The following is a 20,800-nucleotide window of genomic DNA, read 5'->3' on the forward strand; positions in this document are numbered from 1 at the left end:
TTCCCGGGGTTCCCCCGGACGGCGGTCCGGGGGAACCGTCAACATCGCGGGACCGTCCGGCTCCGCGAACGGTGCTACGACAGGCCGCTGTTGATGGCGCTCACCAGTTCACCGTTGCTGGTGTCACCGCTGAACTCCCAGAAGAAGGCGCCGCCCAGACCCTGGGTCTTGGCCCACGACATCTTCGTGCCGATGGTCGCCGGAGTGTCGTACGACCACCAGTTGCTGCCGCACTTCGCGTAGGCCGTGCCCGCGACCGTGCCGGTGACCGGGCAGGACGTCTTGAGCACCTTGTAGTCCTCGATGCCCGCCTCGTAGGTGCCCGGCGCGGCTCCGGTGGCGGTGCCGCCCGGGGCGTCCTGGGTGACGCCGGTCCAGCCGCGCCCGTAGAAGCCGATGCCGATGAGCAGCTTCTTCGCGGGCACGCCCTGCGCCTTGTACTTGGCCATCGCGTCGGCCGTGGTGAAGCCGGCCGTCGGGATGCCGCTGTACGAGGTGAGCGGGGAGTGCGGAGCGGTCGGGCCCTGGGCGGCCCAGGCGCCGAAGAAGTCGTACGTCATCACGTTGTACCAGTCGACGTACTGCGAGGCGCCCGCGTAGTCGGTGGCGTCGATCTTGCCGCCGGAGGAGCCGTCGGCCGTGGTGGCCGCGGTGACCAGGTAGGTGGAGCCGAACTTGGCGCGCAGCGCCGACATCAGGTTCTTGAAGGCGTCCCGGCCGCTGGCGTCACAGCTCAGACCGCAGGCGTTCGGGTACTCCCAGTCGATGTCGATGCCGTCGAAGACGTCGGCCCAGCGCGGGTCCTCGACCAGGTTGTAGCAGGACTGCGCGAAGGCGGCCGGGTTCTGCGCGGCCTGGGTGAAGCCGCCGGACCAGGTCCAGCCGCCGAAGGACCACAGGATCTTGATGTTCGGGTACTTGGCCTTCAGCTGGCGCAGCTGGTTGAAGTTGCCGCGCAGCGGCTGGTCCCAGGTGTCGGCGACACCGCTGACGGACTGGTCGGCGGTGAACGCCTTGTCGTAGTCGGCGTAGGAGTCGCCGATCGCGCACTGGCCGTTGGTCACGTTGCCGAAGGCGTAGTTGATGTGCGTGATCTTGGACGCGGAGCCGGACGTCACCAGGTTCTTGACGTTGTAGTTGCGGCCGTAGATGCCCCACTCGGTGAAGTAGCCGAGCTTGACCGCGTTACCGGTGGGCGGGGGGTTGGTGCCGCCGCCGGTGGTGTGCACGGCGACCGCGGCGCTGGCCGGGCCGGTCTGGTCGGCGGTGTCACGGGCCTGGACGGTGTACGAGTAGTCGGTGCCCGCGGTCAGACCGCTGTCCGTGTAGGAGGGGGAGGAGGTGGCCGTGACGGTGGCGACCTTGGCGCCGTCGCGCAGCACGTCGTAGTTCTTGACGCCCTTGTCGTCGGTGGCCGCCGGCCAGGACAGGTTCACCGAGGTGTTGGTGATGCCCGAGGCGGTCGGGGTGCCCGGCGCGGACGGCGGGTTGTCGCCCGGCACCGTGCCGCCGTCACAGCTGCCGCCGTTCAGCTTGCAGTTGGACGGGGAGCCGGAGCCCGCGCCGTTGAAGCCGAAGGAGACCGAGGCGCCCGGGGCGAGGGCGCCGTTGTAGGACTTGTTCTTGGCGGTCCAGTGGGTGCCGGACGACGTGACGTCCGCGTCCCAGGCCGAGGTGACGGACGTTCCGGAGGGGAAGTCCCACTCGATGGTCCAGGAGCTGATCGAGGTGGTGCCGGTGTTCTTGACGGTCCACTTGCCCTCGAAGCCGGTTCCCCAGTCCGAGGCTTTGGCGTAGGTGGCCGTCGCGGAGTCGGCGGCCTGCGCGGGGGCCGCGAGGCCGACCAGTCCGGCGAGGGGGAGCAACAGGGTCGCGAACCCTGCCGCGGCTCTGTGTCTGAAGCGCATCCTGCGCCTCCTCTTCTGTTTGCGGCCACCGGGGCGCCAGAATCGGTGACCGTGGGTGTCAGGGGCGTGACTGAGCCTTCACGCCCACAGTGCCGCGAGAATAGAAAGGTCTGGACCACGGGTCAATAGGTCTGGACCATTCCCGCTGTCGGCCGCTAGATCCCCAACTCCTGCGCCAGCACCGCGGCTTGCACCCGGCTGCGCAGCTCCAGCTTGGCCAGCAGACGGCTGACGTGCGTCTTCACAGTCCCCTCCGCCATGCCGAGCCGCTCGGCGATCTCCGCGTTGGACAGCCCTTCGCCCAGCCGGGACAGAACGTCCCGCTCCCGTCGCGTCAGCACGTCCAGCACCGCGGGATCCGCCTTCGGCTCCCTCGCGGGCCGGGCGGCGAACTCGGTGATCAGCCGCCGGGTGACCGCGGGGGCGATGACGCCCTCCCCGCGCGCCACCGTGCGCACCGCCGCGAGCAGTTCCGCCGCCTCGGTGTTCTTCAGCAGGAACCCCGACGCCCCGGCCCGCAGCGCCCCGAACACATAGTCGTCGAGGTCGAAGGTGGTCAGCACGAGCACGTCCGCGAGCCGCTCCGCGACGATCTCCCGGGTCGCCGCCACGCCGTCCTTGCGCGGCATCTGGACATCCATCAGCACCAGGTCGGGACGCAGTCGCCGGGCCAGTTCGACCGCCCGGTCGCCGTCCGCCGCCTCCCCCACCACCTCGATGTCGGCCGCGTTGCGCAGGATGAGCACGAGCCCGGCGCGGACGGCGGACTGGTCCTCGGCGACCAGGACACGGATCACTCGGGGGCTCACTCGGGGTCTCCTTCGGACACGGGAAGGGTCGCGCGTACGGTCCACACGGCGCCGTCGGACCCGGCCTCGAAAGCGCCGCCGAGCAGCGCCGCCCGCTCCCGCATCCCGACCAGACCGGCGCCGGAACCGGGGGCGCGCGGGCCGTCCGCACCGCCGTACGGGCTGGTCACCCGCACGTCGAGGACGCCGTCCCGCTGGGCGACGCGGACCGCGACCCGGCCGGGTCCCGCGTGCTTGAGCGCGTTGGTCAGGGACTCCTGCACGATCCGGTAGGCGGCGAGTTCCACGGGCGCCGGCACCCGGCCGTGGTCGGCGTCGAGGGCGACGTCCAGGCCGCCCGCACGGGCGCCGTCGACCAGGGCGGCCAGGCCGTCGAGCGTGGGGGTGGCGAACACACCGCCGCCGTCGTGGTCCCGCAGTATCCCGATCAGGCGCCGCATCTCGGCCAGCCCCTCGACGCTGTTCTCGCGGATCACCCCGAGCGCCTCCCTGGAGGTGGCGGGATCGTCGATCGACAGCGCCGCGGTGGAGTGGATGGCGATGGCGGACAGATGGCCCGCCACCAGATCGTGCAACTCGCGTGCCACCCGGGCGCGTTCCGCGTTCACCGCCTGGGTGCGGTCCTTCTCGGCGAGCAGCGCGGTCTGCTCCGCCCGCAGCCGCGCCGTCTCGGCCGCGTCCCGGTGGCTGCGCACCACCCAGCCGGTCGTGGCCGGCGCGAAGGCGACGACGCCGACCGCGACCCCGATGAGCAGCCCCTGCGCGGAGCGCAGGAGCGCGGCGGGCAGCACGCCGCCGAGCACGGTGAGCAGCCCGGTGATCCAGGTGAGGCGGCGGGCCGCGGCGGGGGAGCCGTACAGAACGGCCGCGTACACCAGGTCCGTGTACAGCACGACGGTGACGATGCTGCCCCGGGTCAGCAGGTCCGCGGCCAGCGCGGCCGTGCCGAGCAGCAGGCCGAGGCCGGGCCGGACGCGGCGCAGCGTCGCGCAGCCCGCCATCACGGCCAGCGGCACCAGGGGCGCCCAGTACGCGGGCCACCCGACCAGGGCGAGCGAGACCCCCCGGCTGAAGACACCGAACGCCCACAGCAGCAGCCCCCCGGCCAGCCCGCCCACGGCGATGCGCAGGTCGTCGCGGTGCGGGCGGCAGCGGGCCTGGGACATGCCCTCCAGTGAACACGGTCCGCGGCACGACCGCCTGCGCCCCGGGAAGGGTCCGCGACTGCATCTTTCGATGTATGGGCAGGGCCCGCGAGTTCATCGCGGCCGACGACGAAACCGGCGGCCGGGGCCGGGAGCCTGGAGGGGTGAGCGAAGGGAGCGAACTGTGATCGTCGGGTTGATCATCGCCTGTGAGGTGGCGTTCTGGGTGCTGCTGGCAGCCGGACTGGCCTTCCGCTATCTGCTGCGGATGCCGCGCACCGGGCTGGCCCTGCTGCTGTGCGAGCCGCTGTTGGAGGTCGTCCTGTTCGTGGTGACCGCGATCGACCTCAAGAACGGTGCCGAGCCGGACTGGCGGCACGGGCTGGCCGCCGTCTACATCGGCTTCACGGTGGGTCTCGGGCACGCCACGATCAAGTGGGCCGATGCCCGGGTCGCGCACCGCTTCGCGGGCGGGCCGCCGCCGGTGAAGCCGCCGAAGTACGGCCGGGCCCGTGCGGTCCACGAGTGGCGGACGGCGGGTCGGTGGACCCTCGCCTGTGTGGTCGCCATCGCGCTGTTGCAGGCCGCGATCTGGTACGTCGGTGGGGAGGGCGAGACCGGTTCGCTGCGGGCGTGGCAGTCGAGGATGGTGGTTCTGATCGGCATCAACGTGGTGATCGCGGGCAGCTACACGCTGTTTCCCAAGCGGGAGCGCTCCGCTGGGAAGGGTGGGGTGTGACCTGCGGGTCGGCCGGTGGTGAGGGGGGTGTGGTGGGTTGTTGGTCGGGTGCGGTGGGGTGGGGGCTGGTCGCGCAGTTCCCCGCGCCCCTTGGTTGGTGGGGGTGGGCCCGTGCTGTGGCCTGCGGGTCGGTCTGGTGGGTTTCTGTGGCTCTTGGTTGGTGGCGTGGCCGGTGGTGAGGGGTGGGGTGTGATGGGTCGTCGGTCGGGTGCGGTGGGGTGGGGGCTGGTCGCGCAGTTCCCCGCGCCCCTTGGTTGGTGGGGTCGGTCGCGTGGTTCCCCGTGTTCCTTCGGGGCTCGGGGCGGGGTGGAATGGGGGCTTCCGGCGCTTCTTCGGGGTGCTCCTAACGGTCTCCGCCCGGTACCCACAGGACGTCGCCGGGCTCCTTGTTCGCCGTGCGGGCCAGGATGAACAGGAGGTCGGACAGGCGGTTGAGGTAGGTCGCGGTGAGCGGGTTCATGGTGTCGCCGTGTGCTTCGAGGGCCGCCCAGGTCGAGCGTTCGGCGCGGCGTACGACCGTGCAGGCATGGTGGAGCAGGGCCGCGCCGGGGGTGCCGCCCGGGAGGATGAAGGAGCGCAGTTTCGTCAGCCGCTCGTTGAAGCGGTCGCAGTCCGCCTCCAGTCGGTCGACGTAGAACTGCTCGACCCGCAGCGGCGGGAATTCCGGGTCCTCCACCACCGGGGTCGACAGGTCCGCGCCCACGTCGAAGAGGTCGTTCTGCACCCGGGTGAGGACCGCGACGACCTCCGGGTCGAGGCCGCCCAGCGCGATCGCCGTGCCGAGCACCGCGTTGGCCTCGTTGGCGTCCGCGTACGCGGCGATCCGCAGGTCCGTCTTGGCGACCCGGCTCATGTCACCGAGGTTCGTGGTGCCCCGGTCGCCGGTCCTGGTGTAGATGCGTGTCAGATTGACCATGCGACCAGCGTAGTTATGCTCCGCCCGTCACGCTCCGGCCGTGCGGAACACCCGCGTGCCCACCGTCACGGCGAAGGCGGCGAAACCGACCGCGACCAGGACGCCGTACAGCATGTGGGCCGTGGCGTACGAGCCGGCGTAGGCGTCCCGCACCGCGTCCACCAGATAGCGCAGCGGGACGAGGCGGGAGAGCAGGTCCAGCCAGGCCGGCGCCAGGGTCATCGGGAGCATCAGGCCGGACAGCAGCACCGACGGCATCGAGACCGCGTTGACCACCGGGGCGAACCCCTGCGGGGTGGGGACCTTCAGCGCGAGCGCGTACGACAGGGAGCCGAGCGAGACGGCGAGCAGGGCGACGAACGCGAAGCCGATGAGCACCCCGGGCAGCGGGGCCCGCAGGCCCAGCGCCACCGCGGCCAGCACCAGCAGCACCGCCTGGCCGACGAGGACGGTCGCGTCCCGCAGCACCCGGCCGAGCAGCAGCGCGAGCCGGCTCACCGGGGTCACCCGCATCCGCTCGACCACTCCCTGCCCGTTCTCCAGGATGATCGCGAAACCCGCGAACGAGGAGCTGAACAGGCCGAGTTGCAGCAGCAGGCCGGGCACCAGGACCTGCCAGGAACTGGTCCGCCCGCCCAGCGGCAGACCGGTCAGCAGCGGTCCGAAGAAGAAGAGGTACAGCAGCGGCATCAGCAGTCCGAAGACCAGACCGGCACGGGAGCGCAGCGACTGGCGCAGGCAGCGCCCGTAGCCGAGCGCGGTGTCGTGGAGGAGCATCGGGCGGGTCCTGTACGGCTGCGGGGGCGGAGCCGGCCGGGGCGGGGCCGCGGCCGGTGACGGCGAGGAAGGCGTCCTGGAGCGAGGCGTCGAGGGAACCGCAGTGCCGCAGTCTGAGCGCGCTCGGTGTGCCCTCGGCGGCGACCACGCCCCCGTCGACGATCACCAGGCGGTCGGCGAGGGCGTCCGCCTCGTCCAGGTAGTGGGTGGTGAGGAAGACCGTCGTGCCGTGCTCGTCGCGCAGCCGGCGGACCAGGTTCCACAGGTCGGTGCGGGCGGCCGGGTCGAGGCCGGTCGTCGGTTCGTCGAGGAACAGCAGCCGGGGGCGGTGGGTGAGGGCCATGGCGATGTCCAGGCGGCGCCGCAGGCCGCCCAAGAGCGCGGACGTCCTGCGTTCGAGCAGGCCGGTGAGGTCCAGGTCGCGGGCGAGTTCCGCGGCCCGCTCGATGGCGCGGGCCTTCGGCAGGCGGTACAGGCGGCCCTGGGTGACAGTTCCTCCCGCACCGTGAGCTGTCCGTCGACCCCGCCGGTCTGGGCGACGTACCCGCAGGCCCGCCGCACCCCGGCCGGGTCCGTGGCCAGGTCGTGGCCGGCCACGGTCGCCGCGCCGCCGGTCGGCCGCAGCAGCGTGGTCAGCATCCGCAGGGTGGTCGTCTTGCCCGCGCCGTTGGGGCCGAGGAAGCCGATGATCTCGCCGGCCCGGACGGTGAGGTCGATGCCGCGCCCCGCCGCCACGGGGCCTTGTTTCGTCCGGAAGGTACGGGCCAGTCCGGCCGTACTGATGAGGGGCATGCTCCACAGAAAAACAGACGCTCACCATTTTTGCAATGTCACCAAAATTTAAGTCACGCCAAATAACGGTGGACGCGCCTAGGATGCGGGCATGGCAGAAGGGCTCAGGGAACGGAAGAAGCGCGAGACCAGGCAGCGGATCTCGGACATCGCCACCGGGCTGTTCCTGGAGCACGGCTTCGTGACGGTGACGATGGCGGACGTGGCCGAGGCGGCCGACGTCTCCGTGAACACCGTCTACAACTACTTCCCGGCCAAGGAGGACCTGATCTTCGACCGGTCCGCGGGCACCGTCGGCCGGCTCGCCCGCTGGGTGCGTGGCCGGGACGCGGGGGAGTCCGCCGCCCGCGCCGTGCTGCGCGAACTGCGCGCGGAGGTAGAGGCGGTCTCGCCGCGGGTCGGCCTCATGGCGGGCTGCGAGCGCTTCCTGCGCGTCGTCCACGAGGCGCCCGCGCTGCGCTCCCGGCTGTGGACGATGCAGCAGGAGACCCAGGACAGCCTTGAGGAGACCCTGCGGGCGGAGGTGGCCGCCCCCGTCGACGACCCGCTGACCGGGTTGATCGCGAGTCAGATCTGCTGGATCCACCAGACGGCGGTCGCGCGCATCGGCCGTGAGATGATGACCGGGCGCAAACCGGACGAAGTATCACGTGAGGTACTCGTCCTCCTCGACGACATCGAGGAGCTGTTGAGTGAGAAGGTGCTCAACTACGCCGTGCGGGGCGAGCGCTGACCGCTGCCGGTGTGACGTCCGTCAAGTGGGACGTGACCCGCGTTACTTACCGGTCACACGGCGGCTCCGGGGCGCTAGGGTCCGCCGGAGAAGCGTACGCGAACAGCGGGTAAGGGGAGTCGGAGTGGCAGGGAAGCTCGCCGTCGTCGGGGCCGGCCTCATGGGGTCCGGCATCGCCCAGGTCGCCGCTCAGGCGGGCTGGGACGTCGTCCTGCGTGACGTCACCGACGAGGCTCTCGAGCGCGGCACCGACGCGATCAGGGCCTCGTACGACAAGTTCGTGGGCAAGGGCAAGCTGGAGGCGCACGCCGCCGACGCCGCGCTGGCCCGCATCACCGCCACCACCGACCTCCAGGCCGCGGCCGACGCCGACCTCGTCGTCGAGGCCGTCTTCGAGAAGCTGGAGGTCAAGCACGAGATCTTCCGCGCGCTCGACAAGCTCGTACGTCCTGAGACCGTGCTCGCCTCCAACACCTCGGCCATCCCGATCACCAAGATCGCGGCGGCCACCGAGCACCCGGAGCGGGTGGTCGGCGTGCACTTCTTCTCACCGGTGCCGATGATGCAACTGGTCGAACTCGTCCGCGGCTACAAGACCAGCGACGAAACCCTCGCCACCGCGCGGGAGTTCGCCGAGTCCGTGGGCAAGACCTGCATCGTCGTCAACCGCGACGTGGCCGGGTTCGTCACCACCCGGCTGATCTCGGCGCTCGTCGTCGAGGCGACCAAACTGTACGAGTCCGGGGTCGCGACCGCCGAGGACATCGACCTGGCCTGCAGACTCGGCTTCGGCCACGCCATGGGCCCGCTCGCCACGGCGGACCTCACCGGCGTCGACATCCTGCTGCACGCCACCGGCAACATCTACGCCGAGTCGCAGGACGAGAAGTTCGCGCCGCCGGAGCTGATGCGCCGGATGGTTGACGCCGGTGACATCGGACGCAAGAGCGGGCAGGGCTTCTACACCTACTGACATCCGGTCGGGTGGCAGCACTGAGACCGCACAGGCCCCTGGGGTATCACCCCAAGGGGTGAATTCGGTATCGGTTCGCTTACAGACGGCAACCTGAATGCCACTGAAGCAGTCAGACGGTGCACAGCACTGGCACTGTCATGGGAGTACGCCGCAGCACTCACGGGGAGCGCATATGCACATCAGGGGCGACCACGCCGAGCTGGTCGTCGGGGGCCGCCTCGACGTCCGCAGCGCGGCGGACGCCCGTACGGTCCTGCACTCGGCTGTCGACGACGGCGTCGGCGACCTGGTGCTCGACCTGTCCGAACTCGACTCCTGGGACGCCACCGGGCTCGGGGTGATCATGGGGGCGCACCGGCGGGCCGGCCGCTGCGGCAGACGCCTGGTGCTGCGCGGCGTACCGCCCCAGATGCAGCGCCTGCTGGTCGCCACCCGGCTGCACCGGATCCTGGCCATCGAGGGAGGCATCGGGGTCGAGTCCCTGCCCCGGGTGTGATGCCGCCGCCGCGACCGCCGGGGGAGCACCCGGTGGCGGGGGAGACCGGGGCGCAGGCCGCATAACCGCGCGTCGTGCGCAATCCTCATGAGACCGTGATGTCTCGGGCCGTCCGGTACCCCGGCTTGTCGTGGATACGGTGCGAAGGTTTAAGGTGCGGTCGCCCGCTGCCACGCAACCCTCAAGCGGGCCCGGACCAGAAGCGACAGCGCGGCGTGCAGGAGGCCGGGAGGGGCCGGACACGGGCACACGACGCTTTTGGGGGCTTGACACCTATGGACCCGATCAACCCGGGACCCGAGGACCACGGCCGGGGCGACGGCTTCACACCGCGCCCGCGCCCGCCCAGGGAATCCCTCACTCCGGACTTCGGCCAGAGCACACCCGTGCCCGTCCGCACGGTGCGGCTCGTCTCCGGCGACTACCTGCTGACGGTCAACCCCGTCGACGGCAGCGAGATCGAGCCCTGCCCGCCGGGCGAGCGGCCCGGCAGGCCCGAGAAGTTCACCGCCGCCGAGCGGGCCGAGGCCGGCCGCACCGCCCGGCCGCCCGTGCCGCCGGGCCCCGCACAGCCCACCCTGCCGCTCCTGGCCCGCCAGGACGAGCGCGAGCGCCTGGTCCGGCTGCTGGCCCGCGGCCGTTCCGTACGCCTCACCGGTCCCTCCGGATCCGGCCGCACCGCCCTGCTCGACCTCGTCGCCGAGGACTGCGCGGACCTCGCCCCGGACGGCGTGGTCCGCCTCAGCGGCTTCCACCGCACCGCGGGCGAGTTGCTGTACGACCTCTTCCACGCCGTGTACGACGCGCCCCTGCACCGCCCGGAGCGGGAGGAACTGCTCGGCCTGGTCGGGGAGATCGGCGCCGTCGTCGTCCTCGACGACATCGAGTTCGGCGGGGCCGCCCTCGACGAGCTGATCGAGGCCACCCCCGAGTGCGCCCTCCTGATCGGCGCCACCCCCGAGGTGCCCGCGCCGTCCGCCGACTCCGCCGTCGAGGAGGTCTTCCTTCCCGGCCTCGACCGCGCCGCGAGCCTGGACCTGCTGGAGCGGGCCGCCGGCCGGGTCCTGACCGAGGAGGAGGCCAACTGGGCGGGCGACCTCTGGTTCGAGTCCGAGGGCCTGCCGCTGCGGTTCGTCCAGGCCGGGGCCCTTCTCCGGCAGCGCGACCGGCTGCGGGCCGGCGCCGGTGCCGTGGACGAGTTCGGGGTCTTCGAGAACGTACGCCCCGCCTCCCCGCTGCCGACGGCGGGCGACCCGGGCGACGGCCCGGTGCCCTTCGACGCGGACGCCGGCGCCGCCGACGAGGTGCCCCTGCCGTCCCTCGGCGAGGCCGCGGCGCCCGCGCCGCTGCTCGCCTCCCGGCTGAGCGCCTCGGCGCGCACCACGCTGCGGTTCGCCGTCGCGCTCGGCGGCGAGTTCCCGCACCAGGCGCACCTGCCCGCCCTGATCGGTGACACCCACGCGGACGCCGCGCTCGGCGAACTCGCGAGCTGCGGACTGGTCTCCGCGGCCGGCTCCCGCTACCGGCTCGCGGCGGGCGTGCAACTGCAGTTGGAGGCCGCCGGATACGCCGACGACCTCGTCACCGAGGCCCTGGCCGCCGCCCAGCACTACTCCTGGTGGGCCGGTCACCCCTCGGTCACGCCCGGCCGGGTGTGCGCCGAGGCCGACGCGGTGCTCGCCGCGCTGGCCGTCCTGGTGCCGGTCGGCACGCCACCCGGCGAGGACGCGGTGAACCCCGCCGTGCAGCTCTCCCGCGCCGCCGCGCCCGCCTTCGCCGCGGGGCTGCACTGGGGCGCCTGGGAGCGGGCGCTGCGGTCCGGCGCCGAGGCCGCCCGGCTGGCCGGAGACGTCGCCGAACAGGCTTACTTCCACCACGAGTTGGGCGTACTCGCGCTCTGCGGCGGACAACTCGACCGGGCCCGCGCCGAACTGGAGGCGTCCATCGGCCTGCGCGGCGCGCTCGCCGACCGGCGGGGGGCCGTGGCCGGCCGCCGCGCCCTCGCCCTGGTCGTCGACCGCACGGGCGGCGTGCCCGCGGTCGGAGCCACCGGGGGCGAGGAAGTGCCCGACGCGCGCCACGACGAGTCCGTCTCGCCGTCCGCCGCCGCCCAGGCGGCCTTCCCGTCCGCCGCACCGCGGTTCGGCGACACGGCCGTCACCCAGCGGATCGGCGCCCCGGTCCCGGCTCCGGTACCCGAGTCCCGTGGGGGCAGGCTGCGCCGGCTGGCCCGCCGCAACGCCGTGGCGGCCGGATCCGGCGTCCTGCTCGCGGCCGTGCTCGGCACGGTGGTGACGCTCGGCATGACCTCCCACGACAGCACCGACGACCCGTCCGGCACCATCGACGTCAGCCCGTCCGCGGGCCAGGGCACCGACGACGGCGTCCCGGGCGCGGGCACCCCGGAGAACGGCGGCGGAGCCACCGGCGGGGCGACCGCCACGCCGAGCGGCGCGGACTCCGACGGCACGCCCGGCACCTCGGACGACCCGACGCCGTCGGCGTCGGCCACGACCGGGGCGTCGGACCAGCCCAGCGAGACGAGCGGACCGGGCGGTCACGACCCGTCGGACCCGACGTCCGAGCCGCCCACCAGCAAGCCGCCGACGTCGAAGCCGCCGACCTCCAGGCCGCCGACGTCGAAACCGCCCACGACACCGTCCACCCCGCCGCCGACCAGCGAGCCGCCGAGTTCGCAGCCGCCGCCGTCCTCGCCGTCCATGTCCGACTCGGCCGGCGGGCCCCTTCCCACCGGGTCGGTGGAGACGAGCGGCGCGGCGAGCGCCCGCGGCGGCGGCGCCGGTGCGCCGGGCGGCCGGGACCAGCTCGCCTGAGACGGCGCGGGCCGGATCCGTACCCCGGATCCGGCCCGCGCCGTTTCGTTTCCGCTGCCGTCGAGCGCGCCGCCCATCCGGCCCTCCGACGGACATCGCGCCGCACGGCCCTACCGCCGCCCAGCGGACGACGGCCGGACCAGGCCCCGCCGTTGTCCACAGGTGCCGGATCCGGTGCCGGTGCGGTCGCCCCGGCCGGTCGCCTGCCGGTACGGAGTCGTGGCCGCCGGCCCGGAACAGCCCCGGCACCTCTTCCCGGAAGTCCCGGAAGTCCCGGAAGTCCCGGAAGTCCCGGAAGTCCCGGAAGTCCCGGGAAAACCCGGAACGATTCAGAACAGCCGCAGCTTGTCGTCCTCGATGCCGCGCAGGGCGTCGTAGTCCAGCACGTGGCAGCCGATGCCCCGGTCGGTGGCGAGGACCCGGGCCTGGGGCTTGATCTCCTGGGCGGCGAAGATGCCGCGGACCGGGGCGAGATGCGGATCGCGGTTCAACAGCTCCAGATAGCGGGTGAGTTGCTCCACGCCGTCGATCTCACCGCGCCGCTTGATCTCGATGGCGACGGTCTGCCCCGCCGCGTCCCGGCACAGGATGTCCACCGGGCCGATGGCCGTCATGTACTCGCGGCGGATCAGCGTGTAGCCCTCGCCGAGCGTCTCGATGCGGTCGGCGAGCAGTTCCTGGAGGTGCGCCTCCACACCGTCCTTGATCAGGCCGGGGTCCACGCCGAGTTCGTGCGAGGAGTCGTGGAGGATCTCCTCCATCGTGATGATGAGCTTCTCGCCCGCCTTGTTGATGACGGTCCACACCCCGCCGGCGCCGTCGGCGTCCCCGGTCTCCTCCTTCAGCGTGCAGGGCGGCGACATCCAGTTGAGGGGCTTGTAGGCCCGGTCGTCCGCGTGGATCGAGACGCTGCCGTCCGCCTTGACCAGAATCAGACGGGGAGCCGAGGGAAGGTGGGCGGTGAGCCGGCCGGCGTAGTCGACGGAGCACCGGGCAATGACGAGACGCATGGTCGGCAACGCTACTGGACGCGCCCCGGTACCCGCGATTCGACCACCGGTCTCCCGCCGCCTCCCCGACCGGGCCCCGGTGGGCCGTCCCTCTTGCCCGTGTAAACAGTTGTTCATCCCTGGCCGATTGTGTGCTCAAAGAGATCGGTCCATGTACGCATTCTGGTGGTGGCGTCACCGTCGGTTGCCTACCGTAGGAACGGGAGGTCGCGACATGTGTACTCAGCGTGTCCGGTTGTCGCGTGCTCCCTTACCTGTCCGGCAACCCCCGCTGTTCGGGGGTGCGAGAGGAGAACCCATGTCGCTCGACGTCTCACCGGCCCTACTCGAACAGGCCGAGCGAGGCGAGGTCGACGAAGCCGAATTCGTCGACTGCGTCCGGACCTCCCTGCCTTACGCATGGGAGATGATCAGCTCCCTGGTGGCCCAGCTCAAGGTGGACGGCGGAGACTTCGCCGACAACCAGACGCCGCCGCCCGACGAGCAGGCGCGCGGACAGCTGCTGCGTGCGCTCGCGAGTGACGCGATACGCGGCGCGCTGCAGCGGCACTTCGGTGTACGGCTGGCGTTCCAGAACTGCCACCGGGTGGCGGTGTTCCCGCTGGACGCCTCGGTCGACGAGAGGCTGGCCCGCTTCACCTCGGTGCGCGCCCAGCTGCTCAACCAGTCGCCCGAACTGCGGGACTGCTGACGATGTGAGCTGCCTGCTTGCCGCCCCACCCGCGGGAGGTGCGATCAGTACCGGGGCGGCAAGCTCCCCGCCCGGCAGGGGAGCAGAACGGCGTCACCGCAGGTGGGGGAGGACCTCGGCGCCCAGCCGCCGTACGTTCTCCTCCGTCGTCGCGAGGTCGCCCGAGCCCTCGACGAGCAGGGCGAAGCGGGAGATGCCCGTCCGCTCGGAGGTCGCCGCGAGCCGGTCGGCGCACAGCCGCGGGGTCCCCACCGGGTGCAGCCCGCAGAGGAGTTCGGTGTAGGCGACGGGATCGCGCATCGTCCGCTTCCGGCCGTCCACCGTCACGTGCGCCTCCAGGCCCTGTTTCAGCCAGCCCGGCAACGACTTCAGCAGCGTCTCCACGGCGTCGGTGCGCCGGTCGTCGATCTGGCAGACGCCCGCGGAGACATGGGCGGCGTCGGCGATCTCGTCCGCGGGCCGTCCCACCGCGCGCGCGTACTGCCGCCACGCGGCGATCATCTCGGCCTTCTCCTCGTCCCCGACGTGCATCCCGAGCAGCATCGCGAGACCGTGCTCGGCCGCCAGCCGCACGCTCGCCCGCGAGGTGCAGGCCACCACGACCTCGGGTCCCGGCAGCTCCGTCAGGGCCTCCACCGGGCGGGGCACGACGGGCACCTCGCGGAAGGTGAACCGCTCGCCCGCGGCGGCGACCGCCGGTTCGCGCAGCCAGCGCACCAGCAGATCGAGTGATTCCGGGAACCCCCGCTCGTACGCCGCCAGGCCCGAGCCGAACACCTCCAGATCCACCCAGGGGCCGCCGCGGCCCACCCCCAGGGTGAAGCGCCCGCGGCTCGTGACGTGCAGCAGCGCGGCCTGTTCGCCGAGGGCGACCGGATGGGCCGTGGGCAGCACGCTGACGGCCGTGCCGACCCGGATGCGACGGGTGCGGCCGAGCAGCAGCGCGGCCAGGGTGATCGCGGACGGACACGTGCCGTACGGTACGAAATGGTGCTCGGCCAGCCAGACCGCGTCGAGCCCCGCTTCCTCGGCGGCCTCCGCCGAACGGACCGCCCGGTGCAGCGCCTCCCCCTGGCCCTGCCCGGGGAACTGGGCGGCCAGCACAAAGGTTCCTACGCGCATGGTGCTTCCTGCTTTCCTGGCTCCGACACGGAGCTCCCCCACCCCGGCATAACCGCCCGCCACGTGCCGAGGACACGGCCTGGGAAGGGATGTGCGGATTGTCGGCGGAATGCCTCGTTCTGGACGGCGACTTATGCGGTTTGACGTCCTTCGCCTACCCCCGTGCGGGCCGCGTAGGCTGGACAGGGCCCCTGCTTCCCGTACAGCCCCGTGAGGTGTCCCGTGTCCCCGCGTCGCAACCGGCCCAAGGACCCCAAGGGCGCGGCCTCGTCCGGCCGGAGCGCCGAGGACGACCGTGCCGGCCGCTACGGCGGCTGGCAGTCCACGGAGTCCTGGCAGGGCGAGGAGTGGAGTGTGCGCCATGTCGCCGGTGCCAGCGCCGAGGGCAAGACGTACCGCTGCCCCGGCTGCGACCAGGTGATCCCGTCCGGCGTCCCGCACGTGGTGGCCTGGCCGGAGCACGCGGGCGTCGACGACCGCCGCCACTGGCACAAGGCCTGCTGGAACGCGAAGGACCGCCGCACCACCAGGGTGCAACGGCCCCGAAACACCCCCCGCTTCTGAACACCCCCACCACGCCACCCCAGGACGAGCAGGGGCCCCCGAAGGGGCGCGGGGAACTGCGCGCCCAGCCCCAACGCACCCGCAGCCGCGGGACGGCCTGTCACCCCTGAAGGGGCGCGGGGAACTGCGCGACCAGCCCCAGCGCACCCGCAGCCGCCAACATCCCGGAACGCCCTACGAACCCGCGCCCCCCCTGCCCCACCAGCGGAGCTACACGTCGCGCTTCTCCAGCGACAAGCAAGCCACCGCGAACATGACCGCCGTCACGCCCAGCGCGATCCACAGCGGGTCCCAGCCCGACGGACCGGAACGGCTCAGCGAGTTGGAGTAGAAGATGCTCATCTGGTTCGGGATCGAGTACTCGAACAGGGCCTCGCGCAGCTTCTCCAGCGACGACGAGAACATGAACAGGGCGATCACCAGCGGCGCGAGCAGGACGCCGATCATGATGGTGATGGCGCCCGCCGAGTGCCGGATGATCGAGCCGACGACGAGCGAGAGCAGCCCGAGCAGCGCGACGTACAGGCTGACGCCCACCGTGCCCTTCAGCCACTCCGCGCCGCTCGGCGTCCGCGCGCCGGGGACGCTGTCCAGCATGGAGGTCTGCGCCAGGGCGACGACGACGGTGCACACCAGCGTGATGACGAAGGCGAGGGTGAAGAACACGATCGCCTTCGCGGCCAGCACCCGCACCCGGGAGGGGCAGGCCGTCGTCGTCGTACGGATCATGCCCGTGCCGTACTCCGACGCGGTGGTCAGCACGCCCAGCGTGATGATGCACATGCTGCCCAGCAGCAGTCCGAAGAAGCCGAGGGCGAGCGAGTTGTCACCGGACGAGGCTGACGCCGCGCGGCTGACCAGCAGGCCGGCCAGCAGGCCGATGCCGACCACCAGGACGATGAACACGCCGAGCGTCCACATGGTCGAGCGCACCGACTTGATCTTCGTCCACTCGGAGGCGAGCGCGTGCCCGAGGTGCGTGCGCACCACCGGGATCGGCGAGGTGTAACCGGGGTACGACCCGTCGGGCGCCGGCTGCCGCAGCGCCGCGTCCGGCACTGCCTGGGGCATCGGGGGCTGGTGGGTGCTCATCGGGCGTCCTCGGGCTCGGTCGGGTCGGCGGCGGGCGCGGCAGGCGCGGCGGGCTGGGCCGGCGCAGCCGCCGGCGGCTGCGCCGGGGGCGGCGGCGGGGCCGGCTGGGCGTACGGGTTCGGGTGCCCCGCGGCGGGTGCCGTCGGCGCGCTGTACGGATGGGGCGCGCCCCCCGCCGCACCGTACGGCCCGGCGGGCCCTCCCTGTCCGCCGTACGGCCCCGCGGGCGCCGCGCCGGGCCCCTGCTGCCCCGGAGGCATCGCGAACGGCTGACCGCCCTGCTGGGGCGCCGGCGGGGCGTACCAGCCCGGCTGGCCCTGACCCGGTACCGGCATCGGCGGCTGCGCCCCGGGCGGCAGCGGCTGCTGGAGCCCCGCCTTCTGGTCGATGGTGGAGCGGTAGTCGACGGCGCCCTGCGTCATGCGCATGTACGCCTCTTCGAGCGACGCCTGGTGCGGCGACAGCTCCCACAGCCGTACGTCGGCCTCGTGCGCCAGATCGCTGATGCGGGGGAGCGGCAGCCCCGTGACGCGCAGCGCGCCGTCCTGCTCCGGCAGTACGTGCCCGCCCGCCTCGGTGAGCGCGGAGGTCAGCTTCTCGCGCAGCTTGGGCTCGGTGTCCGGCGTCCGCACGCGCGCGAAGTCGGCGGAGTTGGCCGAGATGAAGTCCGACACACTCATGTCGGCGAGCAACTGTCCGCGCCCGATGACGATCAGGTGGTCGGCGGTCAGCGCCATCTCGCTCATCAGATGGCTGGAGACGAACACCGTCCGCCCCTCCGAGGCGAGCGCCTTCATCAGGTTCCGCACCCACAGGATGCCCTCGGGGTCGAGCCCGTTGACCGGCTCGTCGAACAGCAGCACCTGGGGGTCGCCGAGCAGCGCCGCCGCGATGCCCAGCCGCTGGCCCATACCGAGCGAGAAGCCCTTGGACCGCCTCCTGGCCACGTCCTGGAGGCCGACGACGCCGAGCACCTCGTCCACCCGGCGGGCCGGGATGCCGGACAGCTGTGCCAGGCAGAGCAGGTGGCTGCGCGCGGCCCGGCCGCCGTGCACCGCCTTCGCGTCGAGCAGCGCGCCCACCTGGCGGGGAGCGTTCGGCAGCCTCCGGTAGGGGTAGCCGCCGATCGTCACCGAGCCGGCGGTGGGATTGTCCAGGCCGAGGATCATCCGCATGGTCGTCGACTTGCCCGAGCCGTTCGGCCCGAGGAAGCCGGTGACGGCCCCGGGCCGCACCTGGAAGGAAAGGTTGTGGACGGCGGTCTTGTCGCCGTAGCGCTTGGTCAGGCCGACAGCCTCGATCATGCTCCGGTCCCCATCGGAAGGTTTGCCTCGAACAGTTCAGGACGACGGGGCCACGCCCCCGTAAGGGTTAGGAGCTTATCGGGGCGCTGACGGTTCCGCCCAAGAGAACGCAAAGGCCCGCGATCACTACGCGTCCCGCTTCTTCAGCAGGACGTAACCGCCGATCAGGGCCGCGAGCACCCACAGCACCATGATGCCGAGGCCGCCCCAGGGCCCGTACGGGGGGTTGTCGTCCACCCGGGGCACCACCCGCATGATCCGGCTGCCGGCCTGGTCGGGCAGGAACCGGCCGATCTTCTTCGTGGCGTCGACGTTGCCGAGGATGTTCGAGATCAGGAAGAAGAACGGCATCAGGATGCCGAGCGACAGCAGCGGTGAGCGCAGCATCGAGGCGACGCCCATCGAGAACACGGCGATCAGGGTCATGTAGAGCCCGCCGCCGACGACCGCCCGCAGCACCCCGGGGTCGCCGAGCTGCGTCCGGTGGGAGCCGAGCATCGCCTGCCCGAGGAAGAACGCGGCGAAGCTCGTCGCCATGCCGACCACCAGGGCCAGCGCGGTGGCCACCGCGATCTTGCCGAACAGGAACGTGCCGCGGCGCGGGACCGCGGCCAGCGAGGTGCGGATCATGCCGGTGCTGTACTCGTTCGACACCACCAGCACCCCGAAGACGATCAATGCGAGCTGGCCGAGGGTCATGCCCGCGAAACTCACGTACGTGGGGTCGAAGGACACCCGCTCCCGGGCGGGCATGTCGGCGAACTGGCTCCGCGACAGGGCGGAGATCAGCATGCCGAGGGCGATCGTGACGACCACGGCGAGGGACAGGGTCCACACCGTCGACGCCACGGACCGGATCTTCGTCCACTCGGACCGGATGACCTGCGCGGCCGCCATGGCTCAGGCTCCCTTCCAGTCGGCACCCCAGTCCCGCGGGACCGGGGTGGTCTCGGAGTGCGCGTGGTACTCCACCGACTCCGCCGTCAGCTGCATGAACGCTTCTTCGAGGGATGCCTGCTGCGGGCTCAGCTCGTGCAGCACGACCCCGTGCCGGGCGGCCAGCTCGCCGATCCGCTCGGCCTTGCCGCCCTCCGCCTCCAACGCGCCGCCACCCGTCTGGACGACCGTGATCCCGTCCTGGTGCAGCACGTCGAGCAGCCGCTCGCGCTGCGGGGTGCGGATACGGACGTACGACCGCGAGTTCTCCCGGATGAAACCGGCCATGGAGGTGTCGGCGAGCAGCCGCCCCTGCCCGATGACCACGAGGTGGTCGGCGGTCAGCGCCATCTCGCTCATCAGGTGGCTGGAGACGAACACGGTCCGGCCCTGCGCGGCCAGAGACCTCATCAGGTTCCGGATCCAGTGGATGCCCTCGGGGTCGAGCCCGTTGACCGGCTCGTCGAACATCAGGATCCGCGGGTCGCCGAGCAGCGCGCCCGCGATCCCGAGCCGCTGCCCCATCCCGAGCGAGAACCCCTTGGCCTTCTTCCGGGCCACCGCCGTCAGTCCCACCGTGTCCAGCACCTCGTTCACCCGGCTGACCGGGATCCCGTTGCTCTGCGCCAGACACAGCAGATGGTTGTAGGCGCTCCGCCCGCCGTGCATGGCCTTCGCGTCCAGCAGCGCACCGATGTATGTCAGGGGGTCCGTCAGCTGGTCGTAGTGCTTGCCGTCTATGCGGACGTCGCCCGCGGTGGGACGGTCGAGCCCGAGGATCATCCGCATGGTCGTGGACTTGCCGGCACCGTTGGGCCCCAGGAAGCCCGTGACGACACCCGGCCGCACGGCGAACGTGAGGTCGTCCACCGCGACCTTGTCGCCGTACCGCTTGGTCAGCCCCGCCAGCTCAATCATGCGCACACGCTAAGACGCGACGAAGCCCTCTGCCACCCGGAGTGGCAGAGGGTTTCGTCACTGTTCAGCCGGTGTACGGCGGGTGTCAGCGCGACTGCTGCGCCGGCACACCCCGGGAGATCGGCTCGTCCTCGGCCGGGGAACCGGCCGCGGCCACCGCGGCGCCGGTGAGCGTGGCGAGCATCTCGCGCACGTTCGTCAGCTGGGCGTTGATGCTGTCGCGGCGGTTGGTGAGCGCCGCCAGCTCGCGCTCGGACTCCGAGCGGATCCGGTCGGCCTTGGCGTTGGCGTCGGCCACGATGTCCTCGGCCTGACGCTGGGCCGTCTCCACCGTCTGACGGGCGCGGCGCTCCGCGTCGGTGCGCAGCTTCTCGGCCTCCAGGCGCAGCTGCTCCGCGCGGTGCTCGATCTCGGCCAGGCGCTTCTCGGCCTTCTGCTGACGCGAGGCCAGGTCGCGCTCGGACTGCTCGCGGCGCTTGGCGAGGTTCGTCTCGAAGTCGGCGGCGGCCTGGGCGGCCTTGGCACGGGTCTCCTCGAAGAGGGCGTCCGCCTCCTCGCGCTTGGACTGCGCGTCCTTCTGCGCGTCGGTGCGCAGCTGCGAGGCGTCGCTCTTGGCCTTGTCGACGATCCGGACGCCCTCGTCCTCGGCCTTGGCCTTGCGCTCGGCGGCGAACGACTCGGCGTCGTTGCGCACCTGCTGGGCCGCCGACTCGGCCAGCTCGCGGTGCTGCTCGGCCGCCCGGCGTGCCTCGTCGCGCAGGTCCTTGGCCTCTTCCTCGGCGAGGCGGAGGATCTTCTCGACACGCGCGCCGAGACCTGCGTACGACGGCTCCGCGTCGCTTACCTGAGCCTGGGCGTTCTGCGTTTCGAGGTGCAGTTCCTCGATGCGCTTTTCCAGAGCGGTGATGCGGGTGAGCGCGCTGTCACGGTCGGAGACGAGTTTGGAGATCCGTTCGTCCACCTGAGCGCGGTCGTACCCACGCCGCACAAGCTCGAAGCCGTAGGGGGAAGTGTCGCTCATGGGGTTCCTGTCGAAAGA

Annotated in this window: 19 protein-coding genes and 1 pseudogene; 7 read left to right on the plus strand and 13 right to left on the minus strand. The window is 72.0% G+C overall.

Going from position 1 to position 20,800, the window contains the following annotated elements; translation table 11 throughout:
- Positions 1 to 74: 74 nt before the first annotated feature.
- The 3 genes from ACFY2B_RS27425 to ACFY2B_RS27435 all read right to left on the minus strand — a co-directional run bounded on the left by ACFY2B_RS27425 (position 75) and on the right by ACFY2B_RS27435 (position 3,882).
- Complete coding sequence (locus ACFY2B_RS27425; RefSeq protein ID WP_390765727.1) at positions 75 to 1,907, minus strand: glycosyl hydrolase family 18 protein; 1,833 nt, start codon at positions 1,905 to 1,907, stop codon at positions 75 to 77.
- 155 nt (positions 1,908 to 2,062) lie between these two features.
- Positions 2,063 to 2,704 (minus strand): response regulator, encoded by a 642-nt coding sequence (locus tag ACFY2B_RS27430; protein WP_390765783.1) that lies wholly within the window; start codon positions 2,702 to 2,704, stop codon positions 2,063 to 2,065.
- Positions 2,705 to 2,712: 8 nt separating this feature from the next.
- Complete coding sequence (locus ACFY2B_RS27435) at positions 2,713 to 3,882, minus strand: sensor histidine kinase (RefSeq protein ID WP_390765728.1); 1,170 nt, start codon at positions 3,880 to 3,882, stop codon at positions 2,713 to 2,715.
- A gap of 163 nt (positions 3,883 to 4,045) precedes the next feature.
- On the opposite strand from ACFY2B_RS27435, the gene ACFY2B_RS27440 reads away from it, so the two are divergent.
- Positions 4,046 to 4,600 carry a hypothetical protein gene (locus tag ACFY2B_RS27440; protein ID WP_390765729.1) on the plus strand — a complete coding sequence of 185 codons (555 nt, stop codon included), beginning with the start codon at positions 4,046 to 4,048 and terminating at the stop codon, positions 4,598 to 4,600.
- Between the two features lie 343 nt (positions 4,601 to 4,943).
- On the opposite strand, the gene ACFY2B_RS27445 is transcribed toward ACFY2B_RS27440, so the two are convergent.
- The 3 genes and pseudogenes from ACFY2B_RS27445 to ACFY2B_RS27455 form a co-directional block, all read right to left on the minus strand.
- A complete protein-coding gene (locus ACFY2B_RS27445) occupies positions 4,944 to 5,516 on the minus strand; it encodes a cob(I)yrinic acid a,c-diamide adenosyltransferase (RefSeq protein WP_390765730.1) in 573 nt (190 codons plus the stop codon).
- Between the two features lie 27 nt (positions 5,517 to 5,543).
- Entirely contained in the window at positions 5,544 to 6,293 is a 750-nt protein-coding gene (locus tag ACFY2B_RS27450) for an ABC transporter permease (RefSeq protein WP_390765731.1), read from the minus strand.
- Between the two features lie 13 nt (positions 6,294 to 6,306).
- A pseudogene (locus ACFY2B_RS27455) lies at positions 6,307 to 7,085 on the minus strand (ABC transporter ATP-binding protein); the annotation flags it as partial.
- Positions 7,086 to 7,176: 91 nt separating this feature from the next.
- On the opposite strand from ACFY2B_RS27455, the gene ACFY2B_RS27460 reads away from it, so the two are divergent.
- The 4 genes from ACFY2B_RS27460 to ACFY2B_RS27475 all read left to right on the plus strand — a co-directional run bounded on the left by ACFY2B_RS27460 (position 7,177) and on the right by ACFY2B_RS27475 (position 12,124).
- Positions 7,177 to 7,818: a TetR/AcrR family transcriptional regulator gene (locus ACFY2B_RS27460; RefSeq protein ID WP_390765732.1), complete on the plus strand. Its 642-nt coding sequence runs from the start codon at positions 7,177 to 7,179 to the stop codon at positions 7,816 to 7,818.
- A gap of 124 nt (positions 7,819 to 7,942) precedes the next feature.
- Positions 7,943 to 8,791 carry a 3-hydroxyacyl-CoA dehydrogenase family protein gene (locus ACFY2B_RS27465; RefSeq protein WP_390765733.1) on the plus strand — a complete coding sequence of 283 codons (849 nt, stop codon included), beginning with the start codon at positions 7,943 to 7,945 and terminating at the stop codon, positions 8,789 to 8,791.
- 175 nt (positions 8,792 to 8,966) lie between these two features.
- Positions 8,967 to 9,290 (plus strand): STAS domain-containing protein, encoded by a 324-nt coding sequence (locus tag ACFY2B_RS27470; protein WP_186284954.1) that lies wholly within the window; start codon positions 8,967 to 8,969, stop codon positions 9,288 to 9,290.
- Positions 9,291 to 9,565: 275 nt separating this feature from the next.
- The gene (locus tag ACFY2B_RS27475) at positions 9,566 to 12,124 is read left to right on the plus strand and encodes an ATP-binding protein (RefSeq protein ID WP_390765784.1); all 2,559 of its coding nucleotides are present in this window, start codon (positions 9,566 to 9,568) and stop codon (positions 12,122 to 12,124) included.
- A gap of 329 nt (positions 12,125 to 12,453) precedes the next feature.
- On the opposite strand, the gene nucS is transcribed toward ACFY2B_RS27475, so the two are convergent.
- Complete coding sequence (nucS, locus tag ACFY2B_RS27480) at positions 12,454 to 13,134, minus strand: endonuclease NucS (RefSeq protein WP_390765734.1); 681 nt, start codon at positions 13,132 to 13,134, stop codon at positions 12,454 to 12,456.
- A gap of 298 nt (positions 13,135 to 13,432) precedes the next feature.
- Here nucS and ACFY2B_RS27485 point away from each other — a divergent pair, with 298 nt between their 5' ends.
- On the plus strand, positions 13,433 to 13,825 hold the full coding sequence (locus tag ACFY2B_RS27485; protein WP_376530320.1) for an SCO5389 family protein: 393 nt from the start codon (positions 13,433 to 13,435) through the stop codon (positions 13,823 to 13,825).
- Between the two features lie 93 nt (positions 13,826 to 13,918).
- Here the strand turns inward: ACFY2B_RS27485 and ACFY2B_RS27490 are convergent, their stop codons facing one another.
- The gene (locus ACFY2B_RS27490; protein WP_390765735.1) at positions 13,919 to 14,947 is read right to left on the minus strand and encodes an LLM class flavin-dependent oxidoreductase; all 1,029 of its coding nucleotides are present in this window, start codon (positions 14,945 to 14,947) and stop codon (positions 13,919 to 13,921) included.
- A 222-nt stretch (positions 14,948 to 15,169) separates the two neighbouring features.
- Here ACFY2B_RS27490 and ACFY2B_RS27495 point away from each other — a divergent pair, with 222 nt between their 5' ends.
- Positions 15,170 to 15,511: an ATP/GTP-binding protein gene (locus ACFY2B_RS27495; RefSeq protein ID WP_376530316.1), complete on the plus strand. Its 342-nt coding sequence runs from the start codon at positions 15,170 to 15,172 to the stop codon at positions 15,509 to 15,511.
- A gap of 210 nt (positions 15,512 to 15,721) precedes the next feature.
- On the opposite strand, the gene ACFY2B_RS27500 is transcribed toward ACFY2B_RS27495, so the two are convergent.
- The 5 genes from ACFY2B_RS27500 to ACFY2B_RS27520 form a co-directional block, all read right to left on the minus strand.
- Positions 15,722 to 16,603 (minus strand): ABC transporter permease, encoded by an 882-nt coding sequence (locus ACFY2B_RS27500; RefSeq protein WP_390765736.1) that lies wholly within the window; start codon positions 16,601 to 16,603, stop codon positions 15,722 to 15,724.
- A complete protein-coding gene (locus tag ACFY2B_RS27505; protein WP_390765737.1) occupies positions 16,600 to 17,907 on the minus strand; it encodes an ATP-binding cassette domain-containing protein in 1,308 nt (435 codons plus the stop codon). The genes ACFY2B_RS27500 and ACFY2B_RS27505 overlap by 4 nt, the downstream gene beginning before the upstream one ends.
- A gap of 126 nt (positions 17,908 to 18,033) precedes the next feature.
- Entirely contained in the window at positions 18,034 to 18,804 is a 771-nt protein-coding gene (locus ACFY2B_RS27510; RefSeq protein ID WP_390765738.1) for an ABC transporter permease, read from the minus strand.
- 3 nt (positions 18,805 to 18,807) lie between these two features.
- Positions 18,808 to 19,761: an ABC transporter ATP-binding protein gene (locus ACFY2B_RS27515; protein ID WP_390765739.1), complete on the minus strand. Its 954-nt coding sequence runs from the start codon at positions 19,759 to 19,761 to the stop codon at positions 18,808 to 18,810.
- An 85-nt stretch (positions 19,762 to 19,846) separates the two neighbouring features.
- Positions 19,847 to 20,782 (minus strand): cellulose-binding protein, encoded by a 936-nt coding sequence (locus ACFY2B_RS27520; protein WP_390765740.1) that lies wholly within the window; start codon positions 20,780 to 20,782, stop codon positions 19,847 to 19,849.
- Positions 20,783 to 20,800 lie beyond the last annotated feature (18 nt).

The organism is Streptomyces sp. NPDC001270, assembly GCF_042896695.1.
In the GTDB taxonomy this organism is placed as follows: Bacteria; Actinomycetota; Actinomycetes; order Streptomycetales; family Streptomycetaceae; genus Streptomyces.